Origin of the sequence: Frondihabitans sp. Leaf304, from assembly GCF_001423105.1 — a bacterium.
Lineage (GTDB): Bacteria > Actinomycetota > Actinomycetes > Actinomycetales > Microbacteriaceae > Frondihabitans.
In genome coordinates this window covers 491924-515152 of sequence record NZ_LMNV01000005.1, presented here as the reverse complement: position 1 = coordinate 515152, position 23229 = coordinate 491924, and the positions used below count along the sequence as shown (strand labels likewise).

At 67.0% G+C, this 23229-nt stretch carries 22 protein-coding genes; 12 read left to right on the top strand and 10 right to left on the bottom strand.

Annotation, left to right across the window (positions count from 1 at the left end; genetic code table 11):
- Positions 1-27 precede the first annotated feature (27 nt).
- Positions 28-1080: an NAD(P)-dependent alcohol dehydrogenase gene (locus tag ASF54_RS15920; protein WP_055965327.1), complete on the top strand. Its 1053-nt coding sequence runs from the start codon at positions 28-30 to the stop codon at positions 1078-1080.
- Between the two features lie 66 nt (positions 1081-1146).
- On the opposite strand, the gene ASF54_RS15915 is transcribed toward ASF54_RS15920, so the two are convergent.
- Positions 1147-2307, bottom strand: coding sequence for an AI-2E family transporter (locus ASF54_RS15915; protein WP_055965325.1), 1161 nt, complete (start codon positions 2305-2307; stop codon positions 1147-1149).
- Positions 2308-2366: 59 nt separating this feature from the next.
- Between ASF54_RS15915 and ASF54_RS15910 the strand changes: the two genes are divergently transcribed.
- Entirely contained in the window at positions 2367-2873 is a 507-nt protein-coding gene (locus ASF54_RS15910) for a metallophosphoesterase family protein (protein ID WP_055965322.1), read from the top strand.
- A 3-nt stretch (positions 2874-2876) separates the two neighbouring features.
- On the opposite strand, the gene ASF54_RS15905 is transcribed toward ASF54_RS15910, so the two are convergent.
- Positions 2877-3902, bottom strand: a complete 1026-nt coding sequence (locus tag ASF54_RS15905; protein ID WP_157510231.1) for a DsbA family protein — start codon at positions 3900-3902, stop codon at positions 2877-2879.
- A 204-nt stretch (positions 3903-4106) separates the two neighbouring features.
- On the opposite strand from ASF54_RS15905, the gene ASF54_RS15900 reads away from it, so the two are divergent.
- Together ASF54_RS15900 and ASF54_RS15895 are read left to right on the top strand one after the other, a co-directional pair.
- The gene (locus ASF54_RS15900; RefSeq protein WP_055965316.1) at positions 4107-5207 is read left to right on the top strand and encodes an ABC transporter ATP-binding protein; all 1101 of its coding nucleotides are present in this window, start codon (positions 4107-4109) and stop codon (positions 5205-5207) included.
- A 113-nt stretch (positions 5208-5320) separates the two neighbouring features.
- On the top strand, positions 5321-6610 hold the full coding sequence (locus tag ASF54_RS15895; RefSeq protein WP_055965313.1) for a DUF4032 domain-containing protein: 1290 nt from the start codon (positions 5321-5323) through the stop codon (positions 6608-6610).
- 138 nt (positions 6611-6748) lie between these two features.
- On the opposite strand, the gene rlmB is transcribed toward ASF54_RS15895, so the two are convergent.
- From rlmB to ASF54_RS15875, 4 genes are read right to left on the bottom strand one after another with little or no spacing between them, the layout of a single operon-like run.
- The gene (gene rlmB, locus ASF54_RS15890; RefSeq protein ID WP_055965310.1) at positions 6749-7795 is read right to left on the bottom strand and encodes a 23S rRNA (guanosine(2251)-2'-O)-methyltransferase RlmB; all 1047 of its coding nucleotides are present in this window, start codon (positions 7793-7795) and stop codon (positions 6749-6751) included.
- Positions 7792-9210 (bottom strand): cysteine--tRNA ligase, encoded by a 1419-nt coding sequence (cysS, locus tag ASF54_RS15885; RefSeq protein ID WP_055965306.1) that lies wholly within the window; start codon positions 9208-9210, stop codon positions 7792-7794. Before cysS ends, rlmB begins: the two co-directional genes overlap by 4 nt.
- A 9-nt stretch (positions 9211-9219) precedes the next feature.
- Positions 9220-10527 carry a 2-C-methyl-D-erythritol 4-phosphate cytidylyltransferase gene (gene ispD, locus ASF54_RS15880; protein ID WP_055965303.1) on the bottom strand — a complete coding sequence of 436 codons (1308 nt, stop codon included), beginning with the start codon at positions 10525-10527 and terminating at the stop codon, positions 9220-9222.
- Positions 10521-11003, bottom strand: coding sequence for a CarD family transcriptional regulator (locus ASF54_RS15875; protein WP_055965300.1), 483 nt, complete (start codon positions 11001-11003; stop codon positions 10521-10523). Before ASF54_RS15875 ends, ispD begins: the two co-directional genes overlap by 7 nt.
- Positions 11004-11128: 125 nt before the next feature.
- Between ASF54_RS15875 and ASF54_RS15870 the strand changes: the two genes are divergently transcribed.
- Positions 11129-11683 carry a hypothetical protein gene (locus tag ASF54_RS15870; RefSeq protein ID WP_055965298.1) on the top strand — a complete coding sequence of 185 codons (555 nt, stop codon included), beginning with the start codon at positions 11129-11131 and terminating at the stop codon, positions 11681-11683.
- Positions 11684-11811: 128 nt separating this feature from the next.
- Here ASF54_RS15870 and ASF54_RS15865 read toward each other — a convergent pair whose 3' ends face one another.
- Complete coding sequence (locus ASF54_RS15865) at positions 11812-12492, bottom strand: response regulator transcription factor (protein ID WP_055965295.1); 681 nt, start codon at positions 12490-12492, stop codon at positions 11812-11814.
- Positions 12492-13649: a sensor histidine kinase gene (locus ASF54_RS15860; RefSeq protein ID WP_055965293.1), complete on the bottom strand. Its 1158-nt coding sequence runs from the start codon at positions 13647-13649 to the stop codon at positions 12492-12494. The genes ASF54_RS15865 and ASF54_RS15860 overlap by 1 nt, the downstream gene beginning before the upstream one ends.
- Before the next feature lie 202 nt (positions 13650-13851).
- Between ASF54_RS15860 and phoU the strand changes: the two genes are divergently transcribed.
- The 7 genes from phoU (at position 13852) to ASF54_RS15825 (ending at position 20979) form a co-directional block, all read left to right on the top strand.
- Entirely contained in the window at positions 13852-14505 is a 654-nt protein-coding gene (phoU, locus tag ASF54_RS15855) for a phosphate signaling complex protein PhoU (RefSeq protein WP_055965290.1), read from the top strand.
- A 119-nt stretch (positions 14506-14624) separates the two neighbouring features.
- Positions 14625-15890 carry an ROK family transcriptional regulator gene (locus ASF54_RS15850; protein ID WP_084816353.1) on the top strand — a complete coding sequence of 422 codons (1266 nt, stop codon included), beginning with the start codon at positions 14625-14627 and terminating at the stop codon, positions 15888-15890.
- 233 nt (positions 15891-16123) lie between these two features.
- Positions 16124-17668 (top strand): multiple monosaccharide ABC transporter ATP-binding protein, encoded by a 1545-nt coding sequence (gene mmsA, locus ASF54_RS15845; protein ID WP_228514182.1) that lies wholly within the window; start codon positions 16124-16126, stop codon positions 17666-17668.
- Complete coding sequence (mmsB, locus tag ASF54_RS15840; RefSeq protein ID WP_084816352.1) at positions 17665-18981, top strand: multiple monosaccharide ABC transporter permease; 1317 nt, start codon at positions 17665-17667, stop codon at positions 18979-18981. The genes mmsA and mmsB overlap by 4 nt, the downstream gene beginning before the upstream one ends.
- Positions 18982-19089: 108 nt before the next feature.
- Entirely contained in the window at positions 19090-20190 is a 1101-nt protein-coding gene (locus tag ASF54_RS15835) for a substrate-binding domain-containing protein (protein ID WP_055965284.1), read from the top strand.
- An 85-nt stretch (positions 20191-20275) separates the two neighbouring features.
- On the top strand, positions 20276-20665 hold the full coding sequence (locus tag ASF54_RS15830; RefSeq protein ID WP_055965281.1) for a DMT family transporter: 390 nt from the start codon (positions 20276-20278) through the stop codon (positions 20663-20665).
- On the top strand, positions 20662-20979 hold the full coding sequence (locus ASF54_RS15825) for a DMT family transporter (RefSeq protein WP_055965278.1): 318 nt from the start codon (positions 20662-20664) through the stop codon (positions 20977-20979). Before ASF54_RS15830 ends, ASF54_RS15825 begins: the two co-directional genes overlap by 4 nt.
- A 69-nt stretch (positions 20980-21048) precedes the next feature.
- Here the strand turns inward: ASF54_RS15825 and ASF54_RS15820 are convergent, their stop codons facing one another.
- Together ASF54_RS15820 and ASF54_RS15815 are read right to left on the bottom strand one after the other, a co-directional pair.
- Entirely contained in the window at positions 21049-22479 is a 1431-nt protein-coding gene (locus ASF54_RS15820; protein ID WP_055965276.1) for an MATE family efflux transporter, read from the bottom strand.
- A gap of 127 nt (positions 22480-22606) precedes the next feature.
- On the bottom strand, positions 22607-23053 hold the full coding sequence (locus ASF54_RS15815) for a MarR family winged helix-turn-helix transcriptional regulator (protein ID WP_055965273.1): 447 nt from the start codon (positions 23051-23053) through the stop codon (positions 22607-22609).
- Between the last annotated feature and the right edge of the window lie 176 nt (positions 23054-23229).

Below are 23229 nucleotides of genomic sequence, written 5' to 3'. Positions count from 1 at the left end.
CGTTTCGTCTGCCCGGAGGTACTTTCTTTGTCCACCACCGTTTCCGCTCTCGTCACGCCCACTGCGGGCGCCCCGTTCGAGCGTTCCACCATCCAGCTTCGCGACGTCGGCCCGAACGACGTCCAGATCGACATCGCCTTCGCCGGCATCTGCCACTCCGACATCCACCAGGCGCGCGAGGAATGGGGCAAGGCCATCTTCCCCATGGTTCCCGGCCACGAGATCGCCGGAATCGTCACCTCCGTCGGCGACGCCGTCACCAAGCACAAGGTCGGCGACCGCGTCGGCATCGGCTGCTTCGTGGACTCCTGCCGCGAGTGCGAGAACTGCCTCGCCGGTGAAGAGCAGTTCTGCGTCAAGGGCAACGTGCCCACCTACAACGGCCGCCAGTACTCGGGTGAAGACACCTACGGCGGATACAGCAAGCAGATCGTCGCCGACGAGAACTACGTTCTCTCCATTCCCGAGGGCATCTCGCTCGACGAGGCCGCTCCCCTGCTCTGCGCCGGCATCACCACCTACTCGCCGCTGAAGCACTGGGGCGCCGGCCCCGGCAAGAAGGTCGCCGTCGTCGGAATGGGCGGGCTCGGCCACATGGCCGTCAAGATCGCTCACGCCCTGGGCGCCGAGGTCACCGTCATCAGCCAGACGCTCTCGAAGCAGGAAGACGGCCTCAAGCTCGGCGCAGACCACTACTACGCCTCGAGCGACCCGTCGACCTTCACCGACCTGCGCTCGTCGTTCGACCTGATCATCAACACGATCTCGGCCGACATGGACATCGACGCCTACGCTCGCACCCTCCGCCTCAACGGCACCATGGTGTTCGTCGGCCTGCCCGAGAACCCGCAGTCGTTCGGCGCCGGATCGCTGATCATGGGCCGTCGCAGCCTCGCCGGGTCGAACATCGGCGGCATCCGCGAGACCCAGGAGATGCTCGACTTCTGCGCCGAGCACCACATCGGCGCCGAGATCGAGGTGCTCGACGCCTCCGACACGACCACGATCGACGAGGCCTACGAGCGCGTCGTCGCCTCAAAGGTGCGCTACCGCTTCGTGATCGACACCGCCACGATCTAGTTCGCAGAACCCCAACGAAAGAACCCCCGGCCGATCGGCCGGGGGTTCTTTCGTGCTCGGTGCGAGCTACATCTTCGGCTCAAGCCGCTTCTGCCGGGCGAACTCGGCGGGCCGGTCGGGGCCGTTCCAGATCGTGACGATGCCCCAGGCGACCGCAGCGATAGGCACGGCGAGGACGGCGCCGATGATGCCGCCGACGATGGTGCCGGCGGTCAGCGCGATGAGCACGACCAGCGGGTGCAGTGACAGGGAGCGCGCCATGACGACCGGCTGCAAGAAGTTCCCCTCGAGCTGGTTGACCACGATCACGATGATGACAACGCCAATGGCGGGCCCCAACCCACTCGCCACGAGAGCGACCAGGGCGGCAAGGATCCCGGCGACCGTCGCTCCGACCAGAGGCACGAAGGCCGAGAGAAACACGATCACCGAGAGCGGAAGCGCGAGAGGCACCCCGAGGGCGAAGAGCCCGATGCCGATGCCGACGGAGTCGACGAGGGCCACGGTCGCCGTGCCGCGGATGTACCCGCCGAACGTCGACACCGTCTTCTCGCCGATGCGCTGGGCGCGCTCGAACTGCTCGCCGGTGAAGGGGCGTTCGATGAAGGCCCAGATCTTGGGGCCGTCTTTCATGAAAAAGAACAGCACAACCACGAAGAGGGCTAGGCCGGTGACGAAGCTGCCCGCGGCCGAGACGCCGGCGAACGCGCCGCTCGCGAACGAGGCGCTCTGCACGAAGTCGACGGCCGAGTCGAGCCCCTTCTGGATCTGGTCGTCGGTGATGTGGAAGGGACCGTCTTTGGCGAAGTCCTGTAGCTGCCGAATACCGGCGGTCGCCTGCTTGGCGAGGTCGTCGACCTGGTTCTGAACGGCGTTGACGATGAGCCACACCACGAGGCCGAGAATGACGATGATGGCGACCAGCGCGATCCAGGTCGCGAGGATCGACGGGACGCCGTGCCGCCTCATCAGCTCAAGCAGCGGGTAGATCGCCGAGGCGACAATGAGGGCGAGTACGACCGGGATGACGACCAGGCTCAACTGGGTCATCGCGAAGACGAGGCCGGTGGCCACGATGATGACGAGGATGATCTGGAGGCACCGGGTCGCGAGCCGCCCGAAAGCGTCAGACCAGATGTTCCTCTGCGCCGACCAGGTGAGGGCCCGCACTTTGTCGGGAGCCTCCGTCATGGCTGGCGATGAGGTCTTGCGGCGGAAAAGGCCCACTGGTCTTCTGCTTTCGTCGTCGGTCACACCACCGTACCCGTCGGCCGTATTCTGGGCGCGTGCCAACGCGTCTCATTCTTGTTTCGGATACCCATGTGCCCCAGCGGGCGAAAGCGCTTCCCGACGAGGTCTGGGCCGAGATCGACCGCGCCGACGTCGTGGTGCACGCGGGCGACTGGAACCGCCTACCTCTACTGGACGAATTCGAGGATCGCGCGTCCACCCTGATCGCGGTCCGCGGCAATAACGACGGGCCCGAGTTCGACGACCGCCTGCCGCTCGTGGCGCGCACCGAGATCGAGGGAGTCCGCCTCGCCGTCGTGCACGAGACGGGGAGCAAGGCCGGACGCGAGACGCGACTCGACGCCCAGTTCGGAGACGCCGACCTCGTGATCTTCGGGCACAGCCACATTCCGTGGGATTCGACCTCGGACGGCGGGCTGCGGATCCTGAACCCGGGATCGCCGACCGACCGCCGCCGCGAGCCCCACCGCACCTATCTCACACTCGTGCTCGACGCCGGGGTGATCCGCGACGTGGAGCTGCACCGGCTTCCGACCGTCTGAGCGCTACTTCTTCTTCGTGGGTGTGGAGGTCTTCGTGGGAGTGGGCGAGGGTGTGGGCGACGGCGACGAAGTGGCCGTGTCGGTGTAGCTGTTGCCCGCCGCGGTCACCACGAAGTTGCTGAAGTCTTCGGGGGTGAAGGGCGAGATGTTCTGATATTGCTGCCCGTTGACGAGCACCGTCGGCGTCGACGTGATCTTCGGTACGGCGGTGCCGTCGAGCGGCCCGGCGAGCGCCCGCTGGGTGGCTGAGACAGCCCAAGAGGCGTACGTCTGATCGTTCACGCACTTCGAGATCTGGCTCGTATTCGTGATTCCGCTGACGCCCTTGATCAACGAGATCAGCTGGGCGTTCGAGAGCCCCGTGGTCTGCTCGTCGGGTTGCCGGTCGAACATGGCCGTATTGAAGTCGAAGTAGGCGTCGGGCGAGTAGTTGGCGACGCAGGCTGCCGCAGCGGCGGCGCGCTGGGAGTACTTCGACCCCAGCGACATGTTCGTCAGGATGGCGATCGGGTGATATTCGACCGTCGCCGCGCCCGATTCGACCAGGCCCTTGATGTAGTCGTTGTTCGCCTTCTCGAACTCGCCGCACACGGGGCAGAGATAGTCGAGATAGATCGAGATGGTGACGGTATCGGCGGCAGGAGCGGTCGACGTGGGAGTCGACGTCGAGGTTGCGGACGACGACGACTGCGGAGCAGAAGAGGCGGAAGAGGACGACTGGGGAGTCGCCTCGCCGGATACGGCCTTGAAGCCCTTGCCGATCAGGATCCCGTCGCCGACCATGTTCGCCGGGGTCTTTCCGGCCTCGGGAACCGAACCGCGGATCGCGATGGTGGCACCGACCACGAGAGCGATGATGACAACGGCCACTCCGGCGATGATCGCCCACCGCCCACGACGAGCCCGCGCCTTCTGCTTGCGACGGGCGAGCTGCGCCTTCTGGCGAGCCGCCGTCCGTCGATGATTTCGGGCGGAAGAACTCTCGCCCCGGCGGTTTTCCGGCGTCTGGCCCGGTTCGTTGTCAGTCATGATCTCGGACCAGCGTAGAAGCTTTTCCGGACCAAAGTCCACGCGGGTGGATGCCCTCGAATTGTTCTACCCCCAAGCGGGGGGTGTACTGGACGGTTCGGAATGCCATAATGAGCGAGGCCGTCAGCGAGGATCGCCTCGACTGACTGTCATCCATTCACTACGGATCGTCCGGCACGTACCTGCCGGTGAAGGAGAAACATCATGGCGTCTGTGACGTTCAGCAAGGCAACCCGTCTCTACCCCGGTTCGACCCGCCCCGCGGTCGACGGCATCGACCTCGAGGTCGCCGACGGCGAATTCCTCGTGCTGGTCGGCCCTTCCGGCTGCGGTAAGTCGACCACCCTGCGCATGCTCGCCGGCCTCGAAGAGGTCAACTCGGGCGACATCCTCATCGGCGACCGCAACGTCACCGACGTTCCGCCGAAAGACCGCGACATCGCGATGGTGTTCCAGAACTACGCGCTCTACCCGCACATGACAGTCGCCGAGAACATGGGCTTCGCGCTCAAGATCGCCGGCGTCGGCAAAGAAGAGCGCGCCACCCGCGTGCTCGAAGCCGCCAAGCTGCTCGACCTCGAGCCCTACCTCAGCCGCAAGCCGAAGGCCCTCTCGGGTGGTCAGCGTCAGCGCGTCGCCATGGGCCGTGCGATCGTCCGCCAGCCCCAGGTGTTCCTCATGGACGAGCCGCTGTCGAACCTCGACGCCAAGCTCCGCGTCCAGACCCGCACGCAGATCGCCTCGCTCCAGCGCCGTCTCGGCGTCACCACGGTCTACGTCACGCACGACCAAACCGAGGCGCTCACCATGGGCGACCGCATCGCCGTGCTGAAAGACGGCGTGCTGCAGCAGGTCGGAACCCCCCGCGACCTGTACGAGAAGCCCGACAACGTGTTCGTGGCCGGTTTCATCGGCTCGCCCGCCATGAACCTCCTCCCCGCCGACGTCGTCGACGGCGGAGTGCAGTTCGGGTCGAGCGTCGCCTCGATCGAGCGCGACATCCTCTCGCAGGCCACCTCGAAGAGCGTCACCGTCGGAGTTCGCCCCGAAGACGTCGTCGTCAGCACCTCGGGCGAGGGCCTCAAGGTCGCAGTCGACGTCGTCGAGGAGCTCGGCGCCGACGGCTACCTCTACGGTCACGCCGACGTCAACGGCCAGCGCGCCGACATCGTCGCCCGCGTCGACGGCCGTACGCACGCCTCCGCCGGAGACACCGTGTTCATCACGCCGCAGGCGCACCACCTGCACGTCTTCGACACCGAGTCGGGCCTCCGCCTCGGCGACAAGGCCGTGGTGTCTGCTTAGTCACACCCCAGAGACGGCCCGCCCGTGCCACCCCGATCACGATCGAGGGGCCGGGCGGGCTGTTCTCGTCTGACGACTGCCCGGATCCTGCGCTCCCCTCCGAACGGAAACCCGTGACCTCCCTCAACATCACCTCGGCGACGGCCGACCCCGCCCTGCTCGACCTGCCGTGGAACCTGCCCCTCGACGTGTGGCCCGAAGACTCGATCGCCACGCTGCCGAAGGGGATCTCGCGGCACCTGGTGCGGTTCGCCTACCTCAGCGGCTACGTCATCGCCATCAAAGAGACGTCGGGCGAGATGGCCCGGGGCGAATACGAGATGCTGCGAACACTGCAGCGGATGGACATCCCCTGCGTCGACCCGCTCGCCGTCATCACGAACCGCCACGACGACGACGGCAACGAGCTGAACCCGGTGCTGGTCACGCGCCACCTCAAGTTCTCACTGCCGTACCGCGCCCTCTACTCGCAGCGACTGCGACCCGACACCGCCGCGCGGCTCGTCGACGCGCTGGCTCTACTGCTCGTGCGCCTGCACATCATCGGCTTCTACTGGGGTGACGTCTCACTGTCGAACACACTGTTCCGGCGAGACGCCGGCGCCTTCGCCGCCTACCTCGTCGATGCTGAGACCGGCAAGCTCTACCCGGGCGGCCTCTCGAACGGCCAGCGGGAGAACGACCTCGAAGTGGCCCGCGTCAACATCGCCGGCGAGCTCCTCGACCTCGAGGCTGGAGACCGCCTCGACGAAGACCTCGATGCCGTCGAGGTCTCGGCCGGGATCGTCGCGAAGTACCGCAGCCTCTGGAAAGAGTTGACGGGCACCGAGACCTTCTCCGATTCGGAACGCTGGCGCATCAACGACCGCGTCGAACGCCTCAACGACCTCGGCTTCGACATCGAAGAACTCGCGATCAAGACGACCGAGGGCGGAACACAGGTCAAGATCCAGCCCAAGGTCGTCGACGCCGGCCACCACTCGCGGCGGCTCCTGCGACTCACGGGGCTCGACGCCCAAGAGAACCAGGCTCGCCGGCTGCTCAACGACCTCGACGCCTACCGGTCGAAGAACGACCGCTCGGAGCTCGACGAAGAGATGGTCGCGCACGAGTGGGCGGCCCGCGTGTTCGAGCCCGTGATTCGCTCGATCCCCCGCGACCTGCGCGGCCGGCTCGAGCCCGCCGAGGTCTTCCACCAGCTGCTGGAGCACCGCTGGTATCAATCGCAGGCGGAAAACCGCGACGTGCCCATCGCCGAGGCGCTGACGTCGTACATCAACGAGGTGCTGCGGCACCGTCGCGACGAGCAGATGGTCATCGCGCCGCCGACCGGAGCGATCACTCTGCCCGTGGCCATCCAGGCCGACGAAGACGAGGACGAGGACTGGCGCTCGAAGGTGTGAAGCACTGCTTCACCGACGACTAGACCCACACGGTCGGCTTAGACACCTCTCCTAGGGCGAGGGTCTGTGCCGATCGTGCGGGTCTGTGCCAGTCGTGCGGGCCTGTGCCGCTCGAGCGGGTGCAGGCGCGCGGCGGGGCTACTTCTGGTTCTTGCGCTCGGCGCGCAGCTTCGAGATCTCGTACAGCGTCACGCTCGCGGCGATACCGGCGTTGAGGCTCTCGGTCGAGGCCGTGATCGGCACCGACACGATCGCGTCGCAGGTCTCGGTGACAATGCGCGAGAGACCCTTGCCCTCGCTGCCGACGACGATCACGAGCGGCTGGTCGGCGAGGTCGAGCCCCGGCAGCTGCACATCGCCGCCGCCGTCGAGGCCGAGCACGAAGACGCCGCGGTCTTTGAAGGCCTTGAGCGTCTGGGTGAGGTTGGCGGCCATCGCGACCGGCACGCGCGACGCGGCACCGGCGGAGGTCTTCCACGCCGACGCGGTCACGCCGACGCTGCGACGCTGCGGGACGATGACGGCCTGGCCGCCGAACGCGGCGACGGAGCGGATGATCGCCCCGAGGTTGCGAGGGTCGGTGATGCCGTCGAGCGCGACGAACAGCGGCTTCTGACCACGGCGCTCAGCCTGGTCGAGGAGCTCCATCGGGTGCGCGTACTCATACGGCGGCACCTTGAGCGCGAGCCCCTGGTGCACCGAGTCGGGGCCGGTGAGGCGGTCGAGCTCGGGGCGCATGACCTCGAGGACGGGGATCCCGCGGCGAGTTGCGAGGGTCAAAACCTCTTTGACGCGGTCGTCCATCTCGAGACGGGCGGCGATGTAGAGCGTGGTGGCGGGGATCCGGGCGCGGAGAGCCTCGAGCACCGAGTTGCGGCCGGTCACGATCTCGTTGTCGTCGGCCTGCTTCTTGCCGCGGGGCGGTGCTGTGCGATCGGGAGCCGTGCGGGCGGTGCGGATGGGGCGCTCGGCCGAGCTTCCGGCGCGACCCTTGGCGGCGACGAGTCGATCCTGGGCAGCCTTCCGCTTGCCAGCGGGGTGGTACGGACGATCCTCGGCGCGGGGCGTGGGCTTCTTACCCTCGAGGGCCTGACGACCCTGCCCTCCCGAACCGACCTGCTTGCCCTTACCGCCCTGGCGGACCGCCCCGGGGCGACCCTTTCGTTCTCCTTGAGTGTTCTTCACTGTTCCAGGCTCCAATGCGATCCGGTCGGGCTGTCTTCGATGGTGATGCCCGCAGCGGCCAGGTCGGCTCGGATGCGGTCGGCGTTCGTGAAATCTTTGGATGCTCGCGCGCTCTGACGAGCCTCGATCAGCTTCTCGACGAGAGTGCCGAGCGCGACCTGGGCGGCGCCGTCGCCACTGCCGCTCCACTCGGAGGCGAGCGGGTCGATGCCGAGCACGGTGACCATGGCCAGAACGTGCTGCCACTCACGCGCGGCCGCGTCGAGGTCGTCGTCGTCGAGCGCTGCGTTGCCCCGGCGCACCGTGTCGTGCAGCACGGCGAGCGCCTGCGGCACGTTGAGGTCGTCGTCCATCGCCTCGGCGAAGGCCGCCGGCACGACGCGGGCGCCGACCCCGGCGAAGCGAGTGCCGGCCAGGCGACGACCGGCGCGGCCGAGGAACACCTCGATGCGGTCGAGAGCGGCTTCTGCCTCGTCGAGCGCACCCTCGTGGTAATCGATCGTCGAGCGGTAGTGCGCGGCACCGAGGAAGTACCGCACGACGATGGGGCGTGCCAGTGCAAGAAACTCGGAGGCGAAGATGGAGTTGCCGAGCGACTTCGACATCTTCTGACCCTCGACGTTGACGAGCCCGTTGTGCAGCCAATGCCGCGCGAAGCCGTCGCCGGCGGCCGTCGACTGGGCCAGCTCGTTCTCGTGGTGCGGAAAGCGGAGGTCGAGCCCGCCACCGTGGATGTCGAACTCGGGCCCGAGGTAGCGGCGCGACATCGCGGAGCACTCGATGTGCCACCCCGGCCGCCCGGCACCCCACGGCGACACCCAGCTCGCCGACTCGGGCTCGCCCGCCTTGCTGCCCTTCCAGAGGGCGAAGTCTCGGGGGTCGCGCTTGCCGCGCGGGTCGGCGTCGGTGGCCGAGGCCATGTCGTCGAGCTTCTGGTTGGTCAGGGCGCCGTACGTGGGCCAGGACGCCGTGTCGAAGTAGACGTCGCCCGACTCGTCGGGGGCCGGGTACGCGTGGCCCCGCTCGATGAGCCGGCTGACGATCGCCTGCATCTCGGTCACACTCGCGGTGGCCCGTGGCTCGTAGGTCGGCGCGAGGATGCCGAGCGCGTTGTAGCCCGCGGTGAATTCGAGCTCGTACCGGTAGGCCCGTGCCCACCACTCCTCGGTCGTGTCGGACGCGAGGGCGAGGATCTTGTCGTCGATGTCGGTGACGTTCCGCACCAGGGTCACGTCGAGGCCGCGGTAAGCGAACCAGCGACGCCAGAGGTCGTAGACCAGCGCGGAGCGAAGGTGGCCGATGTGCGGCGACGACTGCACCGTCGGGCCACAGACGTAGAGACCGACTTTGCCGTCGACGAGCGGGACGAAGTCGACGACCGACTGCGTTCGGGAGTCGTAGAGGCGAATGGTCACCGCCACAGTTTAGGCGGGCGGTACAGCCGGGGTCTCCACAGGGGTCGACCGCACTGACACGAGAGCCGTCGCGATCACGGTGACGCCCTCGCCTCGGCCGGTGAAGCCGAGCCCGTCGGTGGTCGTGGCCGAGACCGAGACGGGAGCGCCCAGGATCCTGGTCAGTTGCGTCTCCATCTCGACCCGCCGTTTCGCGAGGCGGGGGCGATTGCCGATCACCTGCACGGCGACGTTCACGACGGTGGCGCCCACGGCGTCGAGGATCTCGCGCGTTCCCTTGAGGAAGACAACACCCGACGCCCCGGCGTAGCGAGGATCGGCGGTGCCGAAGCGCGAGCCGATGTCGCCCTCCCCGGCGGCGGACAGCAGCGCGTCGACCATCGCGTGAGCGACCGCGTCGCCGTCGCTGTGGCCGGCGAGACCGGGTTCGCCCGGCCAGTCGAGCGCACCCAGGCGAAGGGGCTGGTCGGCGTCGAAGCCGTGCACGTCGATGCCGATGCCCACGCGTTGCACGTCGGCGGGGCGAGTGGGCCCGAGGGCGCTCGGCGCGACGAGGTCGGCCGCGAGCATCTCGGCCCGCTGCAGATCCCATGGCGTGGTGACCTTGAACGCCTCGGCGGCACCCGCGACGACGGTCACCTCGTGGCCGGCCGCGGCGAAGAGCGCGGCATCGTCGGTGTATTCAATAGGTATTGCTTCAACGGGCACTGCTTCGACGGACGGGGCATCGACCGGCGAGGAGCCGGCCAGTGCGCCGGCATACGCGGCGTCGAGCTCGGCCCGCGGAAACCCCTGCGGCGTCTGAATCGCGACGAGCTCCGACCGGTCGACCGTGTCGACGACCGCGCCCGCCGCGTCGACCCGCTTGATCGTGTCGCTGACGGGCAGCCCGGGAACGACTCCGTGGCCGAGCGACTCGACAGCCGAGGCCACGAGATCGAACTGGGAGGAGGGCGTGAAGCAGCGAGCCGCGTCGTGCACGAGCACGGTTCGGGCGGTGTCAGCGACCCGGGCAAGCCCCCGGGCGACGGAGGATTGGCGAGTGCTGGATCCTGATGTCACTGTCACGAGGTGGGCCACGTGCCCCGCAGTCGCCTCAGCGATCGACCGCGCCTCGTCGACGAGGTCGGCGGGTACGACGAGCACGATCTGGAACGGGGCGGACGAGCCGAGGATCCCGCGCAGCGCCCACTCGAGAATCGTTCGACCGGCGACCTCCACGAAGGCCTTCGGCCGGCCCCCGCCCAGTCGCGTGCCCGAGCCCGCGGCAACGACGATGACGGCTCGGCTCGGCCGGTCTGCACCCGCGCCTACGATGCGAGGACCTCGTCGAGCCGCGTCTGCGCCGCGGTCTCGTCGATACGTTCGGCCAGAGCCAGCTCGGAGACGAGCACCTGACGCGCTTTCGCCAGCAGGCTCTTCTCGCCCGCGGAGAGACCCTTGTCGTGGTCACGGCGCCACAGGTCGCGCACGACCTCGGCCACTTTGCCGACATCGCCCGACGCGAGTTTCTCGACGTTCGCCTTGTACCGGCGCGACCAGTTGGTGGGCTCTTCGGTGAACGGCTCTCGAAGCACGTCGAAGACCTGCTCGACGCCCTCTCTGCCGATGACGTCGCGAACCCCGACGAGGTCGACGTTCTCGGCCGGCACCTCGATGACGAGGTCGCCCTGCGTGACCCGGAGAGTCAGATACAGCTTCTCGGTGCCCTTGATCACTCGCGTCTTGACCGCTGTGATCTCGGCCGCTCCGTGATGCGGATAGACGACGGTTTCACCGACCTCGAAGTGCATGGGGGCTCCGTTTCTGGGGGCGCCAGATTACCACGGGGTCGGTCGCGGGCGAGCGGTCATGGAAACCTCGCCGACGCTCCTAGGCTAGGCTGAAAGGGCAAATCGTCACCTTTTTGGAGGAACCTGTGAGAGCACGCACCACGGCAGCCGTCGTCATTGCCGGAGCCGTGATGGTCCTCACCGCGGGCTGCAACTTCATCAGCCCGCAGACGACCACCGAGGTCTACGACGCGAGCGACGGAGTCAACACGACCGTCGGTGACATCGAGGTGCGCAACGCCATCGTCTTCACCGAGAACGGCGACGAAGCGAGCCTCAGCGTCGTGGTCATCAACAACGGTTCGTCCGCCGCCGACGTCAAGTTCCAGTACCAGGCGCTCGGGTCGACCGAGACCGCCGTCATTCCCGTGGCCGCGAACGGCGAGACCGACCGCGGCACGCAGGGCGGCCAGAAGCAGACGATCCTCAACGGCATTGGCAAGCAGCCGGGCTCGTTGCTCACCGTCTTCATCCAGTCGGGCACCGACACCGGCAAGAAGCTGAACGTGCCCGTGCTCGATGGCTCGCTCTCTCAGTACGCCACCCTGCTTCCCTCGCCGAGCCCGTCGACCGGCACGATCGCGACGTCGGAGCCCCGCAGCGCCGAGCCCACCGAGACCGAGACCACGCCGGCGGGCTAGAACAGGCCCCGCTTCGCACGAAGGCCCCGACCGGATGGTCGGGGCCTTCGTCGTTCACGTTCGGTGCAGTTGCCGGACCGGGCCGGCCTGGACGATGGAGCTACGCCTCGCCGCGCGGGGCGATGGAGCTACGCCTCGATGCGATACCCCAGGCCGCGCACGGTGACGAGCGCCACCGGCTCCGACGGCACTTCCTCGATCTTCGAGCGGATGCGCTTGATGTGCACGTCGAGGGTCTTGGTGTCGCCGAAGTAGTCGGAGCCCCAGACCCGGTCGATCAGCTGGCCGCGGGTGAGAACGCGACCCGCGTTCCTCATCAGCAGTTCGAGGAGCTCGAACTCCTTCAGCGGCATCGCGATGTCGGTGCCGCGAACGGTGACGACGTGCCGTTCGACGTCCATCGAGATCGCGCCGGCGGTGAGGAGCGAGTCGGAGAACTCCTCCAGGTCGACGCGGCGACGGAGGACGGCCCGAATGCGGGCGAGGAGCTCGCGGGTCGAGTACGGCTTCGTGACGTAGTCGTCGGCGCCGAGCTCGAGCCCGACCACGATGTCGACCTCGCTGTCTTTAGCGGTCAGCATCACGATCGGCACCTGCGAGCGGTTGCGCAGCTCACGGCAGACCTCCGTGCCGGAGAGACCGGGGAGCATGAGGTCGAGGAGCACGAGGTCGGCGCCCTCGCGGTCGAACGCGGTCAGGGCCTTCTGCCCGTCGTCGGCCACGGTGACCTGGTAGCCCTCCCGCTCGAGGATGAAGGCGAGGGGCTCGGACAGGGACTCTTCGTCTTCGACGATAAGGATGTGGGTCATTATTCGTTCTCTCCTCGGACGGGAACCGTGGCCGTCGAGGCCTCGGGTAGAAGGATCGTGAAGGTGGAGCCGGAACCGAGCTGCGACCAGAGTCGAATGTCGCCGCCGTGATTCTGAACGATGTGCTTGACGATCGCCAGGCCGAGGCCCGTGCCGCCGGTGCGCCGTGATCGAGCCGGGTCGATCCGGTAGAAGCGCTCGAAGATGCGTTCCTTCTCGCCGTCAGCGATGCCATCGCCCTGGTCCGTGACCGCGATTTCGACGATGCCCCGGTCGGTGACGTTCGCGCCGATGCCGATGCGGGAGTCGTCGGGCGAGTAGTGCACCGCGTTGGCGACGAGATTGTGCACGGCGACGGCCAGCATCTCGCTGTCGCCGACGATGCTGGCGTGCTTGCCGCCGCGCGTGATGATCTCGATTCCGCGCGCCTCCGCCTCGACCCGATTGCGCTCGACCGCGGCGTTGATGACGGAGCGCACGTCGACGAGCTCGGGTCCGCTCAGCGGGTCGGCCGACTGCAGGCGCGAGAGCTCGATGATGTCTTGCGTGAGGCGGCCAAGGCGAAGGGATTCGCGCATCAGGCTCTTGGCGAAGTGCCGCACCTGCTCGGGGTCGTCGGCGGCCGACTCCATGGCCTCGGCGAGCAGCCCGACCGCGCCGATGGGCGTCTTCAGCTCGTGGCTGATGTTCGCCACGAAGTCGCGCCGGACCTCTTCGAGGCGGTGCGTCTCGGTGTGATCCTCGGCGAGCACGACCACGTATCGCGTTCCGAGTCGCGAGGCCCGCACCAGCATCCGCAGGTCGGTCTCCTGCCGGAGGCTTCGAGCGAGAAGCAGCTGCCGGGTGACCGGGTGGTCTTCGTCGCGCGCCGTCTCGATGAGGTCGACGATCTCGGGGTGGACCACCTGATGCGCCTGCACCAGACCGTTGGCGATCGCCATCGCCGAGGCCTTCTGCACGTTGTTCGACGGGTCGACGACGAACCCGGCCGACTCGAGGGTGTCGAGCATCGCGCCGATCCCGTCGGGCAGAGACGCATCGCTCAGCGCCCGGGCTCGACGGCCCCGCTGAACGGAAGCCACCACGAGCAGGACGAGGCCCGCTCCGACGATGATGCCGAATGCCAGAGACAACGGCACCAGCCAGGGGGAGGACATGAACCTCAGGTTAGTGAACGTCTGGTGGACTGCTAGAACAGAGCCACATCCGTGCCGAGTACGTTGGAGAGTGTTCGCCTGGCCATCACCCGCCGTTAACCTCGACGGGAGAGGCTCGTCGAGACTGCGCGGGCGACGTTTCGCGTACCAGCACCATCACTGACACCGCGGCCGAGCCGCGACGAAAGGGTCGACCAAGACTATGCGCGAGGTATTCCAGCAGGAGCTCCAGGAGGTCCAGGAGCGGCTCGTCGAGATCTCGTCGCTCGTGGCGGTGTCGATCGACAACGCCACTCGCGCGTTCCACGACTCCAACGTCGGCCTCGCCGAGCAGGTCATCGCCGACGACGACCGCATCGACGCCCTCGCCATCAGCCTCGACGAGCTCGCGATCGACATCCTCGCTCGGCAGAACCCGGTCGCCCGAGACCTCCGCATCGTCGTGAGCGCACTCCGCATCTCGGCCTCTCTCGAGCGCATGGGCGACATGGCCGAGCACATCGCTCAGCTCGCCCGCTACCGGTTCCCCGAGAAGGTCGTGCCGAAGAGCCTTCGTCCGACGTTCACCGAGCTCGGTGAGCTCGACGTCGCGATCGCCCGCAAGCTCACGCAGCTGCTCACCACCGAAGACGTCAGCCTGGCCGAAGAGATCCGCAACGACGACGACCGCATCGACGAGCTGCACCTGAGCGTGTTCGACAAGGTTCTCGGCGAGACCTGGAAGGGCGCTCCCGCCGACACTGTCGACGCCACGCTCGCCAGCCGGTACCACGAACGATTCGCCGACCATGCCGTGTCGATCGCCAAGAAGGTCCAGTACCTGGCGACCGGCGACTGGGTGGGCGTCGAAGCCTGATTCCGCGCGGCCACGAGGCCTGGTGAGACGCTGACGGCGTCTCTCCAGGCCTCTTTCCGTTGCGTCACGGTTTGTGTTCAACTCTTGACGACACTCGTTTGGGAGGCAATGATTCGTCCGTGTCACATCTCCAAGGTCCAACGACGGGCCCCCGCCAAACAGCCTCGAAGGGACAGCCCCCCTCGACGGGACGGGCACCCGCGACGGGCCAGTCCGCGCCCACCGGGCAGAGCCCCGGCTCTCAAACCTCCCTCCGCAAGCGCAATCAGCAGCGCGTCGTCGAGGCGCTCGTCCGTGTCGGCGCCTCGACGCAGGCGGATCTCGCTCGCCGCACCGGCCTCTCCACGGCGACGATCTCGAACATCGTCAGCCTCATGGCCAAGAACGGCCTCGTCAGCCTGACGCCGACGACGAGTTCGGGCCGTCGCGCCGTCTCCGTGCAGCTCCTCACCCACAACGGCGCCGTCGCGGCCGGCATCGGCTTCGGCCGACGGCACCTCCGGGTCGTGCTCGTCTACCCCGACTACACGATCGCGGCGGAAGAGAACATCGTGTTGCCGCAGCAGTACGACCCCCGCGTCGGCTTCGATATGGCCCGAGACGTCTTGACCCGCCTGCTCAGCGAGAAGGGCATCCCCTGGGACGCCCTGAGCGGCGTGGGAGTCGGGATCCCCGGGTCGATCGACCGCCGCGATCTCATGCCGGTGATCGGAACGGTGTGGGCCGAGTGGGCCTTCGTCGACGTCGTCGTCGAGCTGGAAGACCGCCTCGGCGTTCCGGTCGTGATCGACAACGACGCGAACCTCGGCAGCGTCTCGGAGACGATCTGGGGTCTGTACGGCGGGGCGCGAAACCTCGTCTACCTCAAGGTGGGCTCGGGAATCGGTGCCGGATTGATCCTGAACGGTCAGCCGTTCAACGGGGCGACTGGGGTGACCGGCGAGGTCGGTCACGTGCAGGTCGTGCCCGACGGCCAGGCCTGTCGCTGCGGCAACCGGGGCTGCCTCGAAGCGGAGGCCTCCATCCAGGCCATGCTCGACCGCCTGAGCACGGTCACGCCCATCCAGACGACCGAGCAGCTCGTCGCTGCTGTCCTCGCCGGCGACATGGCGGCGCTCCGCGTGATCGAGGATGCCGCGCGGCTCATCGGCCGGGTCGTCGGCGACCTCGCCAGCATCCTGAGCCCCGAGGTGATCGTGATCGGCGGGCCCCTCGCCGCCCTCGGCGACCTGCTCCTCGAACCGGTGTCGCGGTCGTTCGCACGGCATGTGCTCCCTCTCGTCAGGGACGCGACCGAAATCGTGGCGTCGACGCTGGACGATCGCGGCGAAGCGCTCGGAGCCGCCGCGCTCGTGTTCCATCAGGCGGCCGTCCGCGTGATCTGACCCGTCGGATCCTTCGTTCGACAAAAACTGAAGGATCCGCGGAAACTCAACGATCGCGGCGTGGTGACCGCGAAAGTGAGCGCTCTCATTGAGGCCGGTTCGTAAAGCCGTTACAAATTCGTTGCGTTAACCTTTTGACGCCAGCCAGCGATCGGCCTAATGTAATCCCGGGCCAGGTGCCCAACGGGCGACGAAGCTCCCCGACAACGATGTCTAGCAAATGGCGGTGCACAATGGTTGGTGAACCCACCATCCTCGAGATGCGCTCGATCACCAAGGAGTTCCCTGGTGTGAAGGCTCTCTCCGACGTGAACCTGACCGTGAAGGCCGGCGAGATCCACGCGATCTGCGGCGAAAACGGTGCAGGCAAGTCGACTCTCATGAAAGTCCTCTCGGGCGTCTACCCGTTCGGCACGTACACGGGCGATGTCGTCTTCGAGAACCAGGTCGTCCAGTTCTCGGGCATCAAGCAGTCCGAAGCCGCCGGCGTCGTGATCATCCACCAAGAGCTGGCCCTCATCCCCGAGCTCTCGATCACCGAGAACATCTTCCTCGGCAACGAGCCCGGCAAGCGCGGCGTGATCAACTGGATCGAAGCCCAGCGCATCGCCAAAGACCTGCTCGCCCGCGTCGGTCTCGCCGAAGACCCCGACACCAAGATCAAGTCGCTCGGAGTCGGCAAGCAGCAGCTCGTCGAGATCGCCAAGGCTCTGAACAAGAGCGTGAAGCTGCTCATCCTGGACGAACCCACCGCCGCCCTGAACGAGGGTGAGTCGCAGCACCTGCTCGACCTCATCGTCGGGCTCAAGGGCAAGGGCGTCACCTCGATCATGATCAGCCACAAGCTGAACGAGATCGAGCAGGTCTCCGACACCATCACGATCCTCCGCGACGGCAAGACCATCGAGAGCCTCGACGTGAAGGCCGACGGCGTCAACGAAGACCGCATCATCCGCGGAATGGTCGGCCGCTCGCTCGAGAGCCGGTTCCCCGACCGCACGCCGAACATCGGCGAGAAGTTCTTCGAGGTGCGCAACTGGACCGTCCGTCACCCCCTCGACGCCGAACGCCTCGTCTGCAAGAACGAGAACTTCTACGTGCGCCGCGGTGAGATCGTCGGCTTCGCCGGCCTCATGGGCGCCGGTCGCACCGAGCTCGCCATGAGCGTCTTCGGCCACTCCTACGGCACCTACGTGTCGGGCGAGGTCTACAAAGAGGGTCACGAGATCCGCACCGACACGGTTAAGCGCGCCATCAAGAACGGCCTCGGCTACGTCTCGGAAGACCGCAAGGCTCTCGGACTCAACCTGCTCGACACCATCAAGCGCTCCACCGTCGCCGCCGGCCTGCCGAAGATCACGCACAACGGCGTCGTCTCGAGCGTCGAGGAGTACGAGGTCTCGGAGCGCTACCGCCGCAGCCTCCGCACCAAGGCGAACAACGTCGACCAGGGTGTGTCGAAGCTCTCCGGCGGCAACCAGCAGAAGGTCGTCCTCGCGAAGTGGATGTTCACCGACCCCGACATCCTCATCCTTGACGAGCCCACCCGCGGCATCGACGTGGGTGCGAAGTTCGAGATCTACGGGATCATCCAAGACCTGGCAGCCCAGGGCAAGGGCGTCATCCTCATCTCCTCCGAGCTCCCCGAGCTCCTCGGCCTCTCCGATCGGATCTACACGATCTTCGAGGGCTCCATCACCAACGAATTGACCGCAGCTGAGGCGAACCCCGAGTCGCTCATGGTCAGCATGACCTCGAAAAGGACCACGGTTCGATGACGAACATCAAGAAGAACATCGACAGCATCCTCGGCAACAAGGGGGGTGGAATCAGCCAGTACGGCATGATCATCGCGCTCATCGTGATCATCGTCGGGTTCCAGATCTGGACGGGCGGCACCACGCTCGATCCCGGAAACGTCATCAACGTCTTCCAGCAGTACTCCTACATCCTGATCCTCGCGATCGGCATGGTGATGGTGATCGTCGCCGGTCACATCGACCTCTCGGTCGGCTCGGTCGCCGCGTTCACCGGCATCATCGTCGCGCAGTCGATGGCCACCTGGCACTTCGCCTGGTGGGGCGCGATCCTCGTCGGCCTCGCCGTCGGCGCCCTCGTCGGCGCGTGGCAGGGCTTCTGGGTCGCCTACGTGAAGGTGCCCGCCTTCATCGTGACCCTCGCCGGTCAGCTGATCTTCCGCGGGGCGAACCAGATCATCGGCAACTCGACCGCTCTCCCCGTGCCCGAGGACTACCAGACCATCGGCGGCGGCTTCATCCCCGACTTCGGTCCGGGCACCGGCTACAGCAACGGCACTCTCCTGCTCGGTCTCGTCTCGATCATCGCGATCGTCGTCTTCGAGTTCCGCGGACGCACCAACCGCGTCAAGATGGGCGCCGAGCCGGCTCCCCTCTGGACGAGCATCGTCCGCATCGTCGTGCTCGCCGGCGTCACCGCCTTCGCCACCTACCTGTTCGCCTCCGGCCAGCCCAACACGAGCGTGCCGATCGTCGCCATCATCATGGGCGTGCTCGTGATCATCTACGGCTTCGTCACGAACACCACCACATTCGGGCGACACCTCTACGCGGTCGGCGGCAACTCGCACGCCGCTGTCCTCTCGGGCGTCAACTCGCGTCGCGTCAACTTCCTGGTCATGATGAACATGTCGGTTCTCGCCGCCGTCGCCGGAATGGTCTATGTCGGCTATGCGGGATCCTCGGGCCCCTCCGACGGAACGGGCTGGGAGCTCGACGCCATCGCCGCCGTCTTCGTTGGTGGTGCCGCGGTCGCCGGTGGTGTCGGAACCGTCATCGCCTCGATCATCGGTGCTCTCGTGCTCGCCTTCCTGGCGAACGGCCTCTCGCTCAAGGGCATCGACACGAACCTGGTCCAGATCATCCGCGGTCTCGTGCTGCTGCTCGCCGTCGCCTTCGACGTCTACAACAAGACGCAGGGCCGTCCGTCGATCATCGGCTACCTGACCCGCGGGTTCGGTCGCAAGAAGAACGACGACGCGCAGAAGCCCGGCCCCGACGCCACGGCTCAGCCGAAGTCGATCGACGACGACTCGCCGGTTCTGCTTCCGTAACCCCTCAGCCCGTTCCATTCCCAGCCACAAATCCGGGATGCGCACCACTCATCCCACAGCACCGGGTGCATCCCGCACTCACATCCCCACAATGAAAGAAGCATTTCAATGAAGAAACAGCTCATCGCCGGCTTTGCCGTCGCAGCGCTCACCGTGGTCACGCTGACCTCCTGCTCCGGCAACACCGGCCGGAGCGACGCGGGCGCCAGCGGTTCCACCGCCACCATCCCCAAGGGCTCCACGATCGGCGTCTCGCTCCCCGCGAAGACCTCGCAGAACTGGGTCCTGGCCAAGGCCGCCTTCGAGGACTCCCTCGCCAAGGCCGGCTTCAAGGCCGACGTGCAGTACGCGGCCGCCACCAACACGGTTCCCGACCAGCAGAACCAGATCTCGGGCATGATCACCAAGGGTGACAAGGCCCTGATCATCGCCGCGCAGGATGGCGCGCAGCTCGGCACGCAGGTCAAGCAGGCCAAGGCGGCCGGCATCCCGGTCATCGCCTGGGACCGCAACATCACCGGCACCAAGAACGTCGACTACTACGTCGCGTTCAACAACTACAAGGTCGGTCAGCTCCAGGGCACCGCGCTCCTCGACGGCCTTAAGGCCAAGGGCAGCGGACCGTACAACATCGAGCTCTTCGCCGGTGCTTCGACCGACGCCAACGCTCCGGTGTTCTTCAACGGTGCGATGAGCGTCCTGCAGCCGAAGATCGACGACGGCACCCTCAAGGTCGTCTCCGGTCAGACCTCGTTCAGCGCGGTGTCGACGGACGGCTGGCTCGCCCAGAACGCCCAGACCCGCATGAGCAACCTGCTGCAGAAGAACTACGGCTCGACCAAGCTCGACGGCGTCCTCTCGCCGAACGACACCCTGGCCCGCGCCATCATCCAGTCGGTGAAGTCGGCTGGTAAGCCCGGCATCATCGTCACCGGCCAGGACAGCGAGACCGCTTCGATCCCGCTGATCATGTCGGGCACGCAGTACTCGACCATCTACAAGAACACCGCCGAGGAGGCCCAGGCCGCTGTCGACCTGGTCACCACGCTGTCCGAGGGCAAGACCCCCAAGACGGTCATCGACAAGAAGAACAACTACAACGGCGTCATCACGGTTCCGGCCGTGGCGCTGACCCCCGTCCTCGTCACCAAGGACAACGCAGCCGAGGCATACAAAGACAACACGACCCTCGAGCCGCTCACCAAGTAGCAGCACTCGACACCCACGAAACCCCCGCTCGAGCCTCGGCTCGGGCGGGGGTTTCGCCGTGCGCGGCTGCCCTACGGTGGTCGCTATGAAGACTTCCAAAGCGCGCGGCTGGCTGTTCCTCATCATCGCCATCGTCTCGGAGGTGTCGGCGTCGCTTTCGTTGAAGGGCGCCCTCGACCACCCCGGGTTGTACGTCGTCGTGGCGATCGGCTACCTCGTCGCCTTCGCCGGACTCGCCCTCGTGCTCCGCACCGGCATGGCACTCGGGGTCGCCTACGGCATCTGGGGCGCGAGCGGTGTCGCGCTGACCGCCGTGCTGTCGCTCGTGATCTTCGGCGAACCGCTGACTCTCGTCATGGGCATCGGCATCGTGGTCGTCATCGCCGGGGTGCTCTGCGTCGAGCTCGGCGCTCAGGCCGTCCACCGTGAGGCGGCCGGCACCTCGACCGCCACCACCGGGGGAATCGCCCGATGATGTGGCTCTTTCTCGTCGCCGCGATCCTCTTCGAGGTCGCCGGCACCCTCTCGCTCCGCATGGCCGTCGACGACCGCCGCTGGTACATCCCCGTCGGCATCGGCTACGTCGTGGCATTCACCTCGCTCTCGCTCGGTCTCGGCCAGGGCCTTCCGCTCGGCGTCGCCTACGGCATCTGGGCCGCCTCCGGGGTGGCCCTGACCGCCGTCGCCAGCAAGTTCCTCTTCAAGGAGCCGCTGACCTGGCTGATGGGCCTCGGGATCGTCTTGATCGTCGGCGGGGTGCTCTTGATCGAGGTCGGGTCGAGTCACTGAGCCGGGGTGAAGGATCCTGCACTCCCCGCTCCGGTCAGCGCCTGCCCGCAACCTGAAGCCAATGGATGACTACGCCTCTTCGAGCACGGCCTCGGCGCGCTCCGGGCTCCCCTCGGCGAGCCCGGCGTCGATCGCCCGACGCGACGCGAACAGCATGACGGCTCCGACGAGGAGCACGAGCACCTCGGTGACCGTCAGCGCCCAGATCACGCCGCCGAGCCCGAACCACAGGTTTCCGAGCAGCACGATCGGGATGAACAGGATTCCCTGCGCCATCGACATCGTGATTGCCGCCGTGGCGCGTCCGGTCGCTTGGAACAGCGACGTGATGAGGCCGGTGAACCCGTTGGCGATCATGGCGACGAGCTGCGCCGTCAGGATCACCGCGCCGACGGCGAGCACCGAACGGTCGGCGACGAATGCGCCGAAGATCGCATCGCGGAAGAGGAACACCCCAACGGCCGCCACCACGGTGATCGAGCCGACCGTGAAGGCCGAGGCCCGCAGAGCGGCGGCGAGACGGGCCCGGTCACCCTTGCCGAACGAGTAGGCCAGCAGCGGCAGAACGCCGAGCGTGACGCCCATCACGAGAAACTCGGGCACCTGCGCGATGCGGACGGCGACACCCATCGCGGCAAGGGGCCCGTCGCCATAGGCCGAGGCGAGGTTGTTCAGTACGAGCGAGGTGACGATGAGGAACGCCGACTGGAGCAGCTCCCCCACGCCGATGCCGAAGACCGGCTTCAGCACGGTCGGCGAGAGCGTGAACCAGCGCGGTGCCAAGCTGATGTGCTCGCTGTGCCGAGTCAGCCAGGTGACGAAGTAGACGATCGTGACGACGTTCGACAGGCCGATCGCGAGGGCGGCACCCGCCACACCCCAGTGCAGCACCAGGATGAAGAGCACGTCGAAGACGAGGTTGGCGACGGTCGAGGCGATGAGGCCGATCATGACCTGACGGGCCGCCCCCTCCGACCGGACCAGCTGCTCGAGGCAGAACGACACGGCGAGCACGGGCACGAAGGCGAGCATCACACCGACGAAGGCGCTGGTCGGGGCAACGGCGGCACCGTGGGCGCCGAGCACGGTCACGAGGTTCGGCAGCAGGAGCAGACCTGCAGCCGCGAGCACGGCACCGACGATCGCGGCGCCCCAGACGGCGAACGACGCCACGTGCTTGATCTGAGCGGCTTCGGTCGGATCCTTCTCGCTCGCCCCGAGAAGCCTCGAGATGAGGGCACTGCCGCCGACGCCGAAGACGCCACCGACCGCCATGACGAGGCCGAGGATCGGCGCGCCCAGGGTGACGGCTGCGAGCAGCGCACTGTCGTGGAGCGAGCCGATGAAGCCGGCGTTGACCACGTTGTAGACGGCGCTGACGATCATCGCCGCGGCCATCGGCACGCAGAGATGGAGGAGGGCGCGGACCATCGGCGCCGAGGCAAGGTACCAACGGTTGGTGCCGACCGTGTCGGCGGTGGTGGGAAGTGAGGTGCTCATAGCTGCTCCTTATTCCGGGCAGGCGAGCCTGTTCCGGGTGCTTTGGCGCGCGCCGAAGGACGCCGGCACGGCGAGGGGAGAATTCAGGATCCGCTCCCGCGGTCTGCGGGAACGGGGTCGGTCGCGGCTAGTCGCGCGTGGGCCTCGGCAGCACTGCAGTGACCTTCGTCAGCAGCGAGTGGAGCGTGGCGCGCTCGGCCGTGGAGAGGGGTCCGAGGATCGTCTCTTCGGTGGACGCCATCGCGACGTCGAAGCCGGAGATCAGCTCGGCACCCTCGGCGGTGGCGTAGACGCGTTTGATGCGCGCGCTCTCGCCGTCGGCACGGCGCTCGATGAGACCGCGCTTCTCGAGCCCCTGCAGGAGGCTCGAGACGCTGGCCGCGCTGGTGCGAGTCATCGCAGCGATGTCGCGCTGGATGGAGCCCGGAAACTGCACCAGGAACCCGAGCGCAAAACTCTGCTCGTGAGTGAGCCCGCGTTCGCGCACCCATTCGAGGCCGGCCTGCTGCTGTGCCCAGCCGATCCACCGGAGCAGCTCGAGGCTGGTGGTGAGGTCGGGGCCGTTTTCGTTCATGATCAGAACACTAACCGTTAGATTTCGAACTGTCAATGATCGAACTGTGCCGAGAGAGGATGGCACCGGAAAAAGGAGAGGTACCGGGCCCTCGGAACTGCTACCGTCAGCCAACGGACCGTGATCACCGGGACGGAACTGCGCCCAAGGGTGGGTCGGGAGCGCAGGCGACACCT

Excerpts from the sequence above, each read along its gene's own strand:
- ASF54_RS15865 (WP_055965295.1), bottom strand. The coding sequence starts at position 12,492 with ATGACCCACATCCTTATCGTCGAAGACGAAGAGTCCCTGTCCGAGCCC.
- ASF54_RS15825 (WP_055965278.1), top strand. The coding sequence starts at position 20,662 with ATGATGTGGCTCTTTCTCGTCGCCGCGATCCTCTTCGAGGTCGCCGGC.
- ASF54_RS15815 (WP_055965273.1), bottom strand. The coding sequence starts at position 23,053 with ATGAACGAAAACGGCCCCGACCTCACCACCAGCCTCGAGCTGCTCCGG.
- mmsB (WP_084816352.1), top strand. The coding sequence starts at position 17,665 with ATGACGAACATCAAGAAGAACATCGACAGCATCCTCGGCAACAAGGGG.
- ASF54_RS15860 (WP_055965293.1), bottom strand. The coding sequence starts at position 13,649 with ATGTCCTCCCCCTGGCTGGTGCCGTTGTCTCTGGCATTCGGCATCATC.
- ASF54_RS15820 (WP_055965276.1), bottom strand. The coding sequence starts at position 22,479 with ATGAGCACCTCACTTCCCACCACCGCCGACACGGTCGGCACCAACCGT.
- ASF54_RS15905 (WP_157510231.1), bottom strand. The coding sequence starts at position 3,902 with ATGACTGACAACGAACCGGGCCAGACGCCGGAAAACCGCCGGGGCGAG.
- mmsA (WP_228514182.1), top strand. The coding sequence starts at position 16,124 with ATGGTTGGTGAACCCACCATCCTCGAGATGCGCTCGATCACCAAGGAG.
- ASF54_RS15900 (WP_055965316.1), top strand. The coding sequence starts at position 4,107 with ATGGCGTCTGTGACGTTCAGCAAGGCAACCCGTCTCTACCCCGGTTCG.
- ASF54_RS15875 (WP_055965300.1), bottom strand. The coding sequence starts at position 11,003 with ATGCACTTCGAGGTCGGTGAAACCGTCGTCTATCCGCATCACGGAGCG.
- ASF54_RS15830 (WP_055965281.1), top strand. The coding sequence starts at position 20,276 with ATGAAGACTTCCAAAGCGCGCGGCTGGCTGTTCCTCATCATCGCCATC.
- phoU (WP_055965290.1), top strand. The coding sequence starts at position 13,852 with ATGCGCGAGGTATTCCAGCAGGAGCTCCAGGAGGTCCAGGAGCGGCTC.
- ASF54_RS15835 (WP_055965284.1), top strand. The coding sequence starts at position 19,090 with ATGAAGAAACAGCTCATCGCCGGCTTTGCCGTCGCAGCGCTCACCGTG.